General features: G+C 43.8%; 17 protein-coding genes and 1 pseudogene. 10 read left to right on the top strand and 8 right to left on the bottom strand.

All coding sequences use genetic code 11. The annotated features are described in order from the left end of the window. Positions 1-4 precede the first annotated feature (4 nt). The 5 genes from QT711_RS13410 to QT711_RS13430 are packed head-to-tail and all read left to right on the top strand — an operon-like array spanning position 5 to position 4,439. On the top strand, positions 5-712 hold the full coding sequence (locus QT711_RS13410; protein WP_398296117.1) for a CoA transferase subunit A: 708 nt from the start codon (positions 5-7) through the stop codon (positions 710-712). Then, entirely contained in the window at positions 702-1,316 is a 615-nt protein-coding gene (locus tag QT711_RS13415; RefSeq protein WP_317945028.1) for a 3-oxoacid CoA-transferase subunit B, read from the top strand. Before QT711_RS13410 ends, QT711_RS13415 begins: the two co-directional genes overlap by 11 nt. Continuing rightward, positions 1,313-2,428: a muconate/chloromuconate family cycloisomerase gene (locus QT711_RS13420; RefSeq protein WP_317945030.1), complete on the top strand. Its 1,116-nt coding sequence runs from the start codon at positions 1,313-1,315 to the stop codon at positions 2,426-2,428. Before QT711_RS13415 ends, QT711_RS13420 begins: the two co-directional genes overlap by 4 nt. Before the next feature lie 15 nt (positions 2,429-2,443). Beyond that, positions 2,444-3,643, top strand: a complete 1,200-nt coding sequence (locus QT711_RS13425) for a thiolase family protein (protein ID WP_317945032.1) — start codon at positions 2,444-2,446, stop codon at positions 3,641-3,643. Between the two features lie 4 nt (positions 3,644-3,647). After that, positions 3,648-4,439 (top strand): dioxygenase family protein, encoded by a 792-nt coding sequence (locus QT711_RS13430; protein ID WP_317945034.1) that lies wholly within the window; start codon positions 3,648-3,650, stop codon positions 4,437-4,439. A 461-nt stretch (positions 4,440-4,900) separates the two neighbouring features. Here the strand turns inward: QT711_RS13430 and QT711_RS13435 are convergent, their stop codons facing one another. The 5 genes from QT711_RS13435 to QT711_RS13455 form a co-directional block, all read right to left on the bottom strand. Continuing rightward, the gene (locus QT711_RS13435; RefSeq protein ID WP_317945036.1) at positions 4,901-5,125 is read right to left on the bottom strand and encodes a hypothetical protein; all 225 of its coding nucleotides are present in this window, start codon (positions 5,123-5,125) and stop codon (positions 4,901-4,903) included. 214 nt (positions 5,126-5,339) lie between these two features. Next, positions 5,340-6,578 (bottom strand): coiled-coil domain-containing protein, encoded by a 1,239-nt coding sequence (locus QT711_RS13440; protein ID WP_317945038.1) that lies wholly within the window; start codon positions 6,576-6,578, stop codon positions 5,340-5,342. Between the two features lie 12 nt (positions 6,579-6,590). Beyond that, the gene (locus QT711_RS13445; protein WP_317945040.1) at positions 6,591-6,854 is read right to left on the bottom strand and encodes a hypothetical protein; all 264 of its coding nucleotides are present in this window, start codon (positions 6,852-6,854) and stop codon (positions 6,591-6,593) included. A 37-nt stretch (positions 6,855-6,891) separates the two neighbouring features. Then, the gene (locus tag QT711_RS13450) at positions 6,892-7,449 is read right to left on the bottom strand and encodes a hypothetical protein (RefSeq protein ID WP_317945042.1); all 558 of its coding nucleotides are present in this window, start codon (positions 7,447-7,449) and stop codon (positions 6,892-6,894) included. A 93-nt stretch (positions 7,450-7,542) separates the two neighbouring features. Then, entirely contained in the window at positions 7,543-8,202 is a 660-nt protein-coding gene (locus QT711_RS13455; protein ID WP_317945043.1) for a BMQ_0737 family morphogenetic spore coat protein, read from the bottom strand. Between the two features lie 190 nt (positions 8,203-8,392). Here QT711_RS13455 and QT711_RS13460 point away from each other — a divergent pair, with 190 nt between their 5' ends. Next, the gene (locus QT711_RS13460; RefSeq protein ID WP_317945044.1) at positions 8,393-9,073 is read left to right on the top strand and encodes a hypothetical protein; all 681 of its coding nucleotides are present in this window, start codon (positions 8,393-8,395) and stop codon (positions 9,071-9,073) included. Positions 9,074-9,171: 98 nt separating this feature from the next. Beyond that, positions 9,172-9,336, top strand: a complete 165-nt coding sequence (locus tag QT711_RS13465; protein WP_317945045.1) for a hypothetical protein — start codon at positions 9,172-9,174, stop codon at positions 9,334-9,336. Between the two features lie 445 nt (positions 9,337-9,781). Here the strand turns inward: QT711_RS13465 and QT711_RS13470 are convergent, their stop codons facing one another. Together QT711_RS13470 and QT711_RS13475 are read right to left on the bottom strand one after the other, a co-directional pair. Next, on the bottom strand, positions 9,782-10,165 hold the full coding sequence (locus QT711_RS13470) for an MFS transporter (protein WP_317945047.1): 384 nt from the start codon (positions 10,163-10,165) through the stop codon (positions 9,782-9,784). Between the two features lie 65 nt (positions 10,166-10,230). Further along, positions 10,231-10,977, bottom strand: a complete 747-nt coding sequence (locus QT711_RS13475; RefSeq protein ID WP_317945048.1) for a class I SAM-dependent methyltransferase — start codon at positions 10,975-10,977, stop codon at positions 10,231-10,233. 131 nt (positions 10,978-11,108) lie between these two features. Between QT711_RS13475 and QT711_RS13480 the strand changes: the two genes are divergently transcribed. From QT711_RS13480 to QT711_RS13490, 3 genes are all read left to right on the top strand, one after another. After that, the gene (locus tag QT711_RS13480; protein ID WP_317945050.1) at positions 11,109-11,591 is read left to right on the top strand and encodes a GNAT family N-acetyltransferase; all 483 of its coding nucleotides are present in this window, start codon (positions 11,109-11,111) and stop codon (positions 11,589-11,591) included. Continuing rightward, positions 11,563-12,468 (top strand): aminoglycoside phosphotransferase family protein, encoded by a 906-nt coding sequence (locus QT711_RS13485; protein ID WP_317945051.1) that lies wholly within the window; start codon positions 11,563-11,565, stop codon positions 12,466-12,468. Before QT711_RS13480 ends, QT711_RS13485 begins: the two co-directional genes overlap by 29 nt. Positions 12,469-12,546: 78 nt before the next feature. Continuing rightward, the gene (locus QT711_RS13490) at positions 12,547-12,834 is read left to right on the top strand and encodes an RNA polymerase alpha subunit C-terminal domain-containing protein (RefSeq protein ID WP_317945053.1); all 288 of its coding nucleotides are present in this window, start codon (positions 12,547-12,549) and stop codon (positions 12,832-12,834) included. Positions 12,835-13,023: 189 nt separating this feature from the next. Here the strand turns inward: QT711_RS13490 and QT711_RS13495 are convergent. After that, positions 13,024-13,177 (bottom strand): annotated as a pseudogene (locus QT711_RS13495) (IS5/IS1182 family transposase); the annotation flags it as partial.

Genomic DNA, 13,177 nt, shown 5'->3' on the forward strand with positions numbered 1-13,177 from the left:
TGTGATGGCGATGCGCTTTGATTCTGTAGAATCGGTTTTGTCTGGTGTGGAGAGCGGCCAGACGATTATGGTTGGCGGGTTTGGCCTCATTGGTGCACCGTTGACATTAATTGATGGGCTGACGAGAAAAGATGTATCGGACTTAACAGTCATAAGTAACAACCTAGGAGAAGCAGGTGAAGGGTTAGGCGTTTTACTGCGCCAGCAGAAAATTCGCAAGGCGATAGGTTCCTATTTTACGAGCAATCGTGAAGTCGGAGAGGCGTATCAACGCGGGGAAATTCACTTGCAATTGTTGCCGCAAGGAACGTTAGCGGAAGCGATGCGTGCTGGAGGTGCTGGTATTGGCGGTTTTTATACGAAAACGGGTGTCGGTACACAGCTTGCTGATGGGAAAGAGGAACGAGAAATTGACGGTGAGCGCTATCTTTTTGAACCTGCAATTCGTGCAGATGTGGCGCTCATTCGTGCCCATAAAGCGGATACACTAGGAAATCTCATCTACTACAAGACAGCACGGAATTTCAACCCGATCATGGCGACGGCTGCTAATTTGGTCATCGCTGAAGTGGATGAAATTGTTGAGCCAGGCGAGTTGTCTGCTGAAGAGATTGTGACCCCTCATTTATTCGTGGATCGACTACTTGTTGCACAGAAATTATTGACGAAGGAAGGTGTCGTCGATCGAGAATGCTCAAGAATTGATTGCTAAGCGTGCTGCTGGTGAATTAACAGATAGCTCAGTTGTGAACTTAGGCATCGGCATACCGACATTCGTTGCAAAGTATATTGAAGACGATCGAATACACTTTCACACGGAAAACGGTTTGCTTGGTGTGTCGGAAGCGGCTGAAATCGATCCGAACCTCGTAAATGCAGGTAAACTGCCGGTTGGGGAGCGCATAGGTGCTGCGTTTTTCGATAGTGCAGCGTCGTTTGGAATGATTCGAGGAGGACACGTCGATTGTGCGATTCTTGGTGCTCTTCAAGTCGATGAAAAGGGGAGAATTGCGAATTGGGCAATCCCTGGTAAAAACATTATTGGTGTTGGGGGCGCAATGGATTTATTAGTCGGTGCCAAGAAAGTGATTGTAACGACAACCCATACGACGAAAGATGGTGCCAGTAAGCTAATGAAAGCATGTACATTTCCGATTACTTCCACCCGAAGCGTTGACATGATCATTACGGAGTTGGCGGTTTTTAAAGTGGTAGATCGTCAACTCGTTCTAACGGAACTCATGCCTGGTGCCACCCTTGATGATGTGAAGATGAAAACAGATGCCTCCTTCATTGAAGGGAGCTGTCTAGCTTGAATATTGAATCGCTCGAAGTGTACATCGTCGATCTTCCGACAATCCGCCCCCACCAGCTTGCGATGCATACAATCGTCATGCAAACGATTATTCTTGTATGTGTCAAAGGGGAAGGCGACCTCGAAGGCTGGGGAGAAGTGGCGACTATCGGTGGCGCGTCTTACTTTGAAGAGACACCAGAAGCAATCAAAGTCAATATAGAAAAGTATATAGCGCCGCATGTAATCGGTAAAAATCCAGCTCACTTTGATGCAATTGCGTATACCGTCAACCAACATGTCGTCGGCAATCGGTTCGCAAAAGCGGCGGTCGAGGCTGCGGTTGTCGATTTAGCGGCAAGATCGAGAGGTATTCCTGCTTACGAATTATTCGGTGGCCAAATTCATACTTCATTGCCAATCGCTTGGACACTTGCAAGTGGGGATACAAGACGGGACATCGAAGAAGCGCAAGAAAGTTTGAATGCAAAACGGCATAATATTTTCAAGCTGAAAATCGGTGTCGGTGACCCAAAACGGAATGTTGCGCACGTACTTGCCATCAAAGAGGCGGTTGGTGAAGCTGCGAGCATTCGAGTCGATGTCAATCAAGCTTGGGATGAAGTGACAGCTTTGTATTGCATTGAGGCACTGCAAGACGGTGGTGTGGACTTGATTGAACAACCATTGATTAGCTGGAATAAAGAAGGAATGGCCCGTCTGACATCAAAATTCAACGTACCAATCATGGCGGATGAATCGCTTAGTTCAATAGAACAAGCTTTTCAAGTGGCAAAAAAGCGTGCAGGGAATGTGTTTGCAATCAAACCTGCAAAAGCGGGCGGCCTTACAGCGGCGAAAAAAGTTGCTGCCATTGCAGAAGCGGCAGGCATCGGCTTATACGGGGGAACAATGATTGAGTCTTCTCTTGGAACAGCGATTGCTGCACAACTGTATTCGACGATACCTGAAATGAAATACGGGACAGAACTGTTCGGCCCTCTTTTGTTTACAGATACAATAACGGCAAATGCAATTGTATATGAAAATTTCCAAATCGTTGTGCCCTCAGGTCCAGGATTTGGAATGGAAATGGACAAGGAGAAAATCTTTCATTATGCGAGGGATTTGTGACAGGGAGGTGATTCATTGACAACTGTTGTCATATTGGAAGCGGTTCGAACAGCTATTGGAACACTTGGCGGGTCACTAGTTAATGTGCCTGTCGATCATCTCGGCGCGACGGTAATAAGGGAAGTAATTGATCGAGTTGGAATATCCGGAGATGCTGTAGATGAAGTCATTATGGGGCAGGCGAAGCAAAGCGCAGATGCTTCCAATGCTGCGCGGGTTGCGTTGCTACGAGCTGGGCTACCCGTCACAATTCCTGGCTATACGATCCAACGGCAATGCGGTTCGGGTAGCCAAGCCATTCATTCAGCCGCTCAACAAATTAGAAGTGGTGAAGGACGGGTCCTCGTTGCGGGAGGGATGGAGTCAATGTCCACTGCCCCGTACTACTTGCGGAATGCTCGGTATGGATACCGCGCTGGGAATGGACTGTTACTCGATCCGAACACCGAAAGTCAACCCGGGTCTCAACCAATTGAGGAATACGGCAATTTGACGATGGGCATGACGGCAGAATATTTGGCGGAAATCTATGGAATTTCGCGCTCAGAACAGGATGAGTTTGCATTAAGAAGCCAGGAGAATGCTAGGAAAGCGATCCAGGTAGGCATATTTCAACCGCAAATTGTGCCAGTTGAAGTGAAGTTGAAAAAAGGACATATCCGTTTTGAAACAGACGAATATCCGCGAGAGACGAGCTTGGAGAAGTTAGGTCGCCTCAAGCCTGTTTTTAAGGAAGGTGGCACGGTTACTGCAGGGAATTCCAGCGGGCGCAATGACGGTGCAGCAGCGTTATTACTTGCATCAGAAGAAGAGGCAGCTCGTTTAGGCATGCGGCCAAAAGCGAGAATCATCGCGCAAGCTAGTTCTGGAGTGTCACCAGATCGAATGGGCATCGGACCTGTTCATTCTACGATAAAAGCCCTTGCTTTAGCGGGATTGACAATTCAAGACCTTGATCTTGTGGAATTAAATGAAGCATTCTCCGCTCAAGCATTGGCAGTAATAAAGGAGTTACGTCTAGATCTCGATAAAGTGAACCCAAACGGAGGGGCGATTGCACTCGGGCATCCGATTGGCGCAACGGGTGCGATATTACTGACAAAGTTGGTGCATGAATTAGAACGGACGGGAAAGCGGTATGGTCTCGTCACGTTATGCATCGCAGGTGGAATGGGCATTTCAACGATAATCGAAAATCCAAATTGGAAAGGATGAAGGTATGAATCAAAAAGTAGTAGATGTGTACAATGGAATGGTCGTGAAGTTTAAGGAGTTAATTCGTGAGCATGAGCTCGATCATAACGATTACCACGCACTTGTCAACTGGTTGGACGAATTAGGGAAAGCTGGAGAAATCCCATTATTCATGGACGTGTTCTTTGAGACACATGCTCTTCAAGAAATGTACAAAAACGTAGAAGGAACTGAGCCGACAATTCTAGGGCCGTTCTACTTGGAGAATGCAAAAGAAATCCCAAATAAAGGCGCGATGCCAATGCGAGAAGACGAAAAGGGCGATGTGTTCTTCTTCTCCGGAACCGTTACGGATGTAGAAGGGAATCCGCTCGCCAATACGAAAGTCGACATTTGGCAAGCCGATGCAAACGGCGAATACTCAGGCTTTGCAGAAGGCATTCCTGCCGACAACTTACGTGCCGTTTTATTTACCGACGAAAACGGCAAATTCGAAGTACAAACAATTGTCCCTGGTGACTATTCCATTCCAACAGGTGGACCAACAGGAAAATTCCTTAACTGGATCGACTCCCATCCATTTAGACCAGCGCATCTACACTTGCTTTTCAAACCACAAAACGGCGACAACCTCATCTCCCAAGTCTTCTTCGAAGGCAATCAATACTTGGACAATGACGTCGCAAATGGCGTACGCGGAACACTCATAACAAAATTGGAAAAACACGACGGTGCAGAAAAAGGGTTGGCCATGGATTACTACACCGCCCATCTAGATTTCAAGTTACGACTTCAAGATCAGCCTGTATATAGTTGATGGTTTTGTAGCGATGCATACGGGGGGACCTGTGTGTGTCGCTTTTTTTGAGAGGGATGCGGGAGCGAGTGTTTGTGTGCGAGCGGTCGGTCGTTTCACAGGTAGGGTTAACTTGGTGAGACGGTGGTAAAGTGGTTAGAATCGGTGGTAAAGTAGGTCGAACCGGTGGTAAACTGCCTGGAATCGGTGGTAACGTGCTCCGAACCGGTGGTAAACCGTCTAGAATCGGTGGTAACGCAATTCCCCCATAATAAGCTGGTTGTAACCCGCTCAATCTGCTCAATTTACAGGTGTGTATTTGTAAGAAACTGGGCGAGTGGTGATAAAAGTAGTTTAAGCGGTGATAAAGTGCTTGCGAGCGGTGATAAACTCATCTTAAGCGGTGATAAAGTGTTCACAAGCGGTGATAACTAGCCAATGAGCGGTGATAAATCACATTTACGACCAACTAGCAGCATGCTTCAGCGTGATAACTCGATCGAATAGTTTAAAGAGGCCGCCCTCTCCATAGTAGGATCCATTGTCCGCTGCAAATTCATTTCATTGGCCGGGTGAACTTGGCGAGACGGTGATAAAGTCTCTCGAATCGGTGATAAACCCCTTCGAATCGGTGATAAACTCCTCCGAATCGGTGATAACACATTTCCACCATAATCATTTGGTTGTAACCCGCGGAATCTGCTCAATTTTAAAGTGTGTAGTTGTAAGAAACTGGGCAAGCGGTGATAAAGTGTACACAAGCGGTGATAACTAGCCAATGAGCGGTGATAAACTCCCCCCAAGTGACGATAACCATCGAAAATCACTACTAACAACAAGTCCAACTACGCCCAAGCAACGAGTTTCCACCATTCATTCACAAAAAAAGAGAGATAGCGGCCGCGTGCGCTATCTTTACCGTTAATCTTGACGTTTATTGGCATATGCTTCGGTCAGAGCAATGATTTGTTGTAAAATGGAGTCGGTGTGCAGTTCTTCGGGTTCGAGGGCGAGTCGCTCAACGTAGGTTTCTAACACTTGAATGAGTTCTCGTTGAGTTTGCTGTAACGTTTTTTGTTCATCTAATTCTACGTTCAACGCTTGGACTTGCTGCTTTTTATCCGCAAGCAATGCAAGTAGGGCTTCTTTCTGCTTTCCTTCACCTTGCAAAATTGTCAGTGTATCGATGATTTGTTTCAACTTTTCATGGGCTTGAGATGAAATTGCATCCAGTCGTTCTCTGCTAAGTTTTCCATCAACTCTATAACCTTCCAATTGTTCAATGACAACCTGCTGCTTCTCTAGTAGTTGGGCAGCAACCATCTCCAGTTTTTTCCCGCCGTTTTGTTGATAAATCTCCATACGTTCAACGATTGACTCGAGTTTTTGAAGCAGCGCCGTTGAAGTTTTATTAAGCCTATCCATATCGCCTTTCTCCAACGTTTCCATTTTCCCAACAATCCCTTGCAACTGCTCAAGGACTTTCCCCGTAGCTTCCTCGACACAATCACCACTGACAGCTAAAATTCTCTCTCCAATTATCTGCATCTCTTCATGTACATTTGTACATACATCCTTGCCCTTTTCTAACGTTTCCATTTTCCCAACAATCCCTTGCAACTGTTCAATCACTTTCCCCGTAGCAACCTCAACACGATCACCACTGCTAGCTGCAATTCTATCTATTGTTACTTGTAACGCTTCCATCAGCTGAATAGAAACATTCTTTTCCACCCCCATCTTCTCTATCACTACTTGTAACTGTTGAACCACTTCAGACAGGTCATCATTTTCAACTCTTTCAGCGACCTGTTGAAGCACATTGACGACTTCCGCCAATCCGTAATTTCGTTCTACGGCTGCCAACATTCCTTCTTGAAACGCCTTCTCCATGGCGGACAATTGACCAAGCAATTTCTCGTTTTGCGTTTGTAAAGAGGCAATCCTTTTTTCATAGAGGGACATGCGTTTTGAAAGTTTTTTTGACGAATGTAGCAGTTGTCGATGCTCCTCTTTCAGTCGGTTGTTTTCAGTTTGGAGGGTGTGAATGAATGCAGACGTTGCCTTGGCATCTTTCGTCTGGTACTTATTCAATTCTGCACGTAAGTAAATGATTGTCTGTTTTAATTGGACGGGATCTTCATTGACGAGATCCTTCATGGCGCACCTTCCTTATAAATTTGTTTTCATCTCATTGAGCAACTCTTCAAAAGCCTTTTTGTTCTTCACAATCATGTTGTCGAGTTCGTCAATCAGTTCCTTATCAAGAGTCGAAGAGGGATTCCGATTCGTCAACCGCGTCAGTTGCAGCTCTTTATTCATCAGAAGATAGAGGAGTAGGAGGTTAATCGTTTTAGCGTCTAAATACATATAGCTGGTAGACGCTTTCTCTTCCGACTTATTGTGCAACACATCTTTTGTTAAGTTAGTAATCATGTCGTGAAATGCTTGTTGTAAAGAATGGGCGTCCACGTCATTGCTCCTTTCCAGTTGTCATCGAACCATTAATGTTGATCGAATTAAGGGCATCTACCCCGTCTGGTTGTTGGTCACTAAATAACGTGGCGGTTACGCTGCCGGCATAAAATGCAGAAGGGGACCATGTCAGTTGGAAATTTGTGAAGGACAGTGTTTCCCCAGGCTGAATCGACGTTTTGCCGATAGGTTTTAAATGAAACGCAGATTCTTCGGATCGGTCATTTATCCGTTCCCATCCATTCGTTAATTGGGAAGAAAGGGCTGTTGCGTTGCTTACAAATTTTCCGTTAAGTGTGAACGGCGCTTTATCAGACAAGTGAAGGTGGAGGGTAGGGTTTGTCAGAGGTTGATTGCCAATATTGTGTATGTGAAGAGATCCGAGACAAAAACTTTCCAGCTCCGTATCGTGGGAAAGCTGCAAAGCATATGTAAAATAGCTGATACACTGTGGTCGATTCGTTTGGTTGTATAGAAGTTCTTTTAGGGTCGCTACATACGATTCTGTATCGTCTTGAAGGGTTTTTAACTTTTTTCGTACGTCATCGGATTGCATTTCTCAGCCTCCTATTCATCAATACAAGAAATAAAGAGAGGGCAAAATCCCTCTCTTTATCCTATGTGCCTACTTGTACACTTATGACGGTCATTATTCAGGGAAGATTGAGTGGCATTGTGGCGGCCTAGATGGTAGTGGGCATGAGCCAATTGCCAACTCAGCACGCGGGTGGCAGAAGTCTGCTAAAAACTCCACAGTTACTGGGAATGTAGACTGAATGCTTTGGCACGTTCTGATTGTTACGACAAGGTTGGAGAAATAGAACAGGTTTCTTGTTTCTGGAGCGCCTGCACCACCTCTTGTGACGGTACCTGTTGAGCTAACGAAGCAATCCAAGTCTGTATACGTAACTGTCACTTCTGTGTCTTCTGGAGCACAAAGGATTACTTGCTCAGACCGTGCTACGTCGATTGGTGTGCTGCGGTATACTTCACCGTTCGGCAATGTCATGACAACGACAAGTCTGAATCTCTTACGGATAGTCAGCTGTTGCAAGCAAACACGTTTTCCATCAATGATGAATTCACGATTTACACGATCTAAAATGACAACCGGATTTTCAGCTTGTGGTACTGGACGTACTTCACACGTGTAAGTGGCATTTTGGAAATCAGCACCTGCTGGAACAGATGGGAATGTCAATGGGCTTTGAGGTGTGAAATCAAAAGTATTTTCTTTTAATACCCAGTCATACACCTTGTCGACATTAATACAAATCAATTCCTGGTCAGGACGAACTTTCTCTTTCATTTATATTGTCACCTCCGTATTTTAAATAGCCTTGCATTCGTATCATATGTACCTTGACGACAGTTGCTTAGGCAAAAGAAAAGGTCGAGTTGGAATTCTTTCATGTTGGATTAAATATGACAGGAATCACAGGATAATCCGCACAGTAATAAGATAGGAATGACAAGAAGGAATTGAAAGAGGGGAACTCATGGATAAACAAGATCGTCGAGACGAAGAAATTGAACAATTGAATAAAAAGATTGAGCGGTATCGCCAGGCACTTGCTTCATTAAAGAAGGATAGTTCGACAACCGACATTCATCTAAAGAGAAGGATGGGGAAAGTCGAAAAAAGCGTGGAAGCCCAGAACGGTCAATTGGAGGAAATGGCGAAAATGCTGGAAGAAGGACTTCGTTTCCTATCGAAACAAGTGACTACTATAGAAGAGACCGTTAAAGAGTTGACTACGCAAGTAGCGGACCTTGAAGAGAGCAGTTCTTCTGGGGATATAAACGTTGATCACATAGCGGCATCGAAATCATCTGTCCCATCATTCCGCCAACTTCATCATATGGCCAATCAACTGCCAATGGAAATGGCTCAAAAGCAACTTCACAATCGCTACAACTATCCACCTCCTACACATGTAACGGCTGCATCCATTAAAGCGACACATACACAAGATGGAGAGGAACATGAAGACAAACGACAAATAGATAGATGGCGAAATCATGAAGGAGCTACACAGGAAGTCGTACGAAAAACTGCAACACCTGTACAAGATGCACCTTCATCCACACCCTCCGCAAAAGTTATTCCAGAAGTAACCATTGAGCAGGAAGAGAGAAACACAAACTCGCCATTATGGAACGTGTTTAAAAGAAAGTGATGAGAAATGGGTGATGCATGGTAGACGAAAAACCGATAATGACTTGCCCGTCCGTTCATCATTTTCTTGAATACGATAAGAACGAAGGGGGTGTTAACATGGCTTGCTGTGGTAAAAAAGATCACGTGGATAGCGGATGTGGTCGCAACCGAGGTTGTGGACGTGTACAGGCGGATAGGGAAACTTTTTCAACCCCAAACAGAGGGACAGTCATTGGTCCGTTCCGTGCTGTGGAAATCCGGGATATCCGCGTACAACCATAAGTGGAAAGCATCCTATTTCTCATTCCATCTTCGTTAAATACTCACCCTGACAAGAGGATAGAAAAGAAACCACTTAACGGATACTACCTTAGAACCAACTGTTAACAGCCCCTTTGCTATTAATGAACAGAGGTGCTTTCTTGATTTACGCTGTACAAGAAACACATTAAATAATATGAAAAACCACATGAAAACAAGTTGTACGATGCTTGGTATTATGTGGTTTTGTCTATTGGGATGGATTGGAGGCTTTAGCTGATTTAATGCATCCTATAAATTGGTTAACTGGTGATAAATGGAGACAAATGTATAAAGCGCACCACCAAGAGACACATCGATAGTGCTCTGTATGTAGGGAAAATGGGGTTTGCTCATAAGAATGCTTCCCAAGATTTTCATTGAGAGCTATATTTCTAATGCCATGCTCGATTTACATCAACTATTTTTAAATCCCATGAACTACTGCTTCTCCTGAAACTTTTCGGATGCTACGGATATCTCGATCAACTAACAAAAAGACTGAAAGTAGCAATATCCAAATGCCAGCCCCAATAAATAATTGATTGACGGGAACGCCCCATTCAGCGATAATGCCTCCCGTGATGGCGAATCCGGGCATGAGGAAGGTGGCGATTGCGCCGTTCAACGAATAAACCCGTCCCCTAAACTTATCCTCTACTAACACGATGAGCAGCGCGTTGTATAAAATGCCGTACACCGTCATGAGTGTATTCATCACCACATACAAGGCAATGCCTACATACAATGCGCTTGTGATTCCCAAAGACATGAATGCAATTGCGGCAACTGACAAAGACGTGTTTTTCATTAAAAAGCAAACTTTTGCCTTTATAGTAACATGCTGAAACTAAAACATCCTTCTATAAATAATATTTACATCTTCCTGCTTTTAACAATCAACGTAGTCGGCAGCATCATTGCCTTCTCGCAAGAATACCATCGATTCGCATGTCTTTCTCGATCTTGCTCCGTCAAGGATACTTCTTCAATTACTCTCTCTATACAGAATCCATGGCTTATTAATGTATTCAAATATGTACTTACTTTGTACTGTTGCATGATTGCAGGCGCATGCCACGCTTCATGATCATAAGGGCCTTCCTCGTGATAGGATTTATTGAAATGAAGGGCTCCATTTTCAAAACTCGCACGGCTGTGTAATGGATGTTCCCAACTGAAGATGAAGAGTCCGCCTTTTTTCAAATACTTTGCTACGTTCGCAAGTGTTTTGTCTAAATCAGTTGTCCATCCTAGTGCATATATGGAATAGACGATATCAAAATACTCTTCAGGTAAACCAGGATTTTGCTCCATCGGCGATTCGAATAAATGAACAGGTGCGTTACTGTCTGCTAGCAGACCCTTTGCCGTTTCAATTTGTGTCTTTGACAGGTCTACCCCCCATAGCTCTGCTGCACCTCTTTTGTCCATATACTGTAAGGAATGGCCGCTTCCGCAACCAATATCCAACACCTTCGCATCTGCCACATCCCCAAGCAAGTTCAATTCATCTTCCCGCGGAGCAAGTGGTCCATACTCCGGAAGTGGATTTCGACCGAAAAATCGCGGGGCAACCTCATCCCAACTTTTTTTGTTTTTTGCTAATGCATCAATGCTCATATTAAATTCCTCCCATTCTCTTATGGGAATATATATTCGATGTTTCTACTAGAATCTCCTTTTATTTTGTTCGAAAAAGAGGATTATATCTTTTTTAAAGAGAAGTAGTAAGGAGATAAGGGGGAAGTATGTTGAAGGGAAACTATCAAATTCAAAGAGCAACAGAGGACGATATTGTACCCGTTACTCAGTTATTAAAAGAAGTCGCAGCTTGGCTGAAATTTAAAGAAGTTAACCAGTGGGGGTTTTTATTAGCGGGTGGAGAAGATGAAGAAATTCGACAAGCTATTCTAGATGGAGCCACTTACGCGGTCCGGTTGGATGGTGAACTGATTGCTACGTTTACGCTCTATGAAACACAAAGTGGATGGGATCAGCATATTTGGGGGAGCGAAGATCATGAGGATGTCCTATATCTACACCGGTTAGCGGTACGGCCGGCTTATATGGGGAAAGGGATTGGTCAAGAACTATTAGAATGGATTGAAGTAAACCTCGATAAAACAATCCGTCTTGATTGCGTTTCAAATCATCCGAAGTTAAGGACGTTTTATACAGAAAATGGATTTGAGGAAGTGGGCATTAATGACGGACATTGCAAAATGCAAAAGTGATATGTGGAATGAAAGGTCTTTCGCAGTTAACCAAAATGTAAGAGCGTTTATAGACATGGGGATCATTCCAAATAAAAACTATAACAACAATGAGTTACGTAGCGGAACAACGGATGGACAGGTATATGTCATTTCGGAAAATAATACTCCACTTTATACGCTTAAATATGATCATCCGAATGGAATCGAAATGGTTGAACGTTTTTTCACCACGTATGCCCATATCGACCTATTCCCCAAAGTGCATTATGTCGATCCAGAAAAGCACTTTTTTCTCTATGACTACATAGAAGGACATACACACGTCAACCGTGGATTGAAGTCTGTATGGATGAAGCGATTGGTTCAAGGTTTATTTAATCATTACGAAAAAGTAGATGCATCATCAGCTTGGGGTAGATTAGGGGGAGAACCTCGTCACCAATGGCTTGATTTCAACAGGAAAAGCTTAGAATATGCGCATGAGAACATTGGGGATTTATTGCCGAATGAGGATTATGTGAGCATGAAAGGTATTGTTGAGAGACTAGCTGTGGATGAATCCCAGGAGGAGAAGTATTATCTTCACGGCGATACAGGCGTTCATAATTTTGTCTTTCAAGACAATAATCTTGTGGGTGTCATTGATCCGTCGCCGATGGTTGGTCCTGTCCTGTATGACTTCACCTATGCATTTTGCTCGTCTCCGGATGATTTATCAATGGAAACCTTGCTATCCTCGTTTTCACTACTAGAGAATGTACAGATATCAACATCTCGACTTATTGAGGAAGTCGTTTTTCAGTTATACACACGGATTGGGATTTGTAAAAAGGTGCATCCACATGATTTGGAGGAGTACTTGAACGCATGGGATTATTGGAAACGTAAAATCTAGGATGGAAGAGATAATAGTTTACAGTAGTTGTGATTCTGCGGATGGGTGCTAGTATGAGAAAAATTTGGAGGTATTATATTGACAGCAGAAAAAATAGTAAAGGTTTGTGAAAAAGGACATACGTTTTACAAAAGTAGTGAATGCACAAGTTGCCCTACTTGTAATAAGGAAAATAAACCTGCAAGTGGCTTCCTTTCGAAACTCAGTTCGCCCGCAAGAAATGCACTGATTCACGAAGGAATTGACACTTTGCAAGAACTTTCGAAGTACACGGAAAAGGAAATCCTGAAACTTCATGGGATTGGACCAGCTTCCTTGCCTACTATGAGAAGTTCATTAGAGGAAGAAGGGTTATCCTTTAAATAATAACTTATCGTGCTACTATGAACTGTTGCTATCCAATTGGGCACAAGTTCTCCTCACTTTAACGGCTAAATTGAAACTCTAGAATATAGGAACATGAATTATGTTATAATATGAATCGATTTCATAATTCCTCTTTTTAAAAATACAAACAAGGGCAGAATTTATAGATTGTATTTCAAAAAACAAGAATCATGCGGCTTGAATGTGGTTCAATCGTGCCCCAATCCTATCGGCGGCTAGTTTTGAAGCGTTGTAAACAAGCACAAGTAAATCGAAGTGAACTTTCGCGCGTTTCCCTGTCCGATAACGGACGTTGTTCAATTGAAAGAACTCTTTCAGATAA

It is taken from the genome of Sporosarcina saromensis (assembly GCF_033253735.1).
Taxonomy (GTDB): domain Bacteria; phylum Bacillota; class Bacilli; order Bacillales_A; family Planococcaceae; genus Sporosarcina; species Sporosarcina saromensis.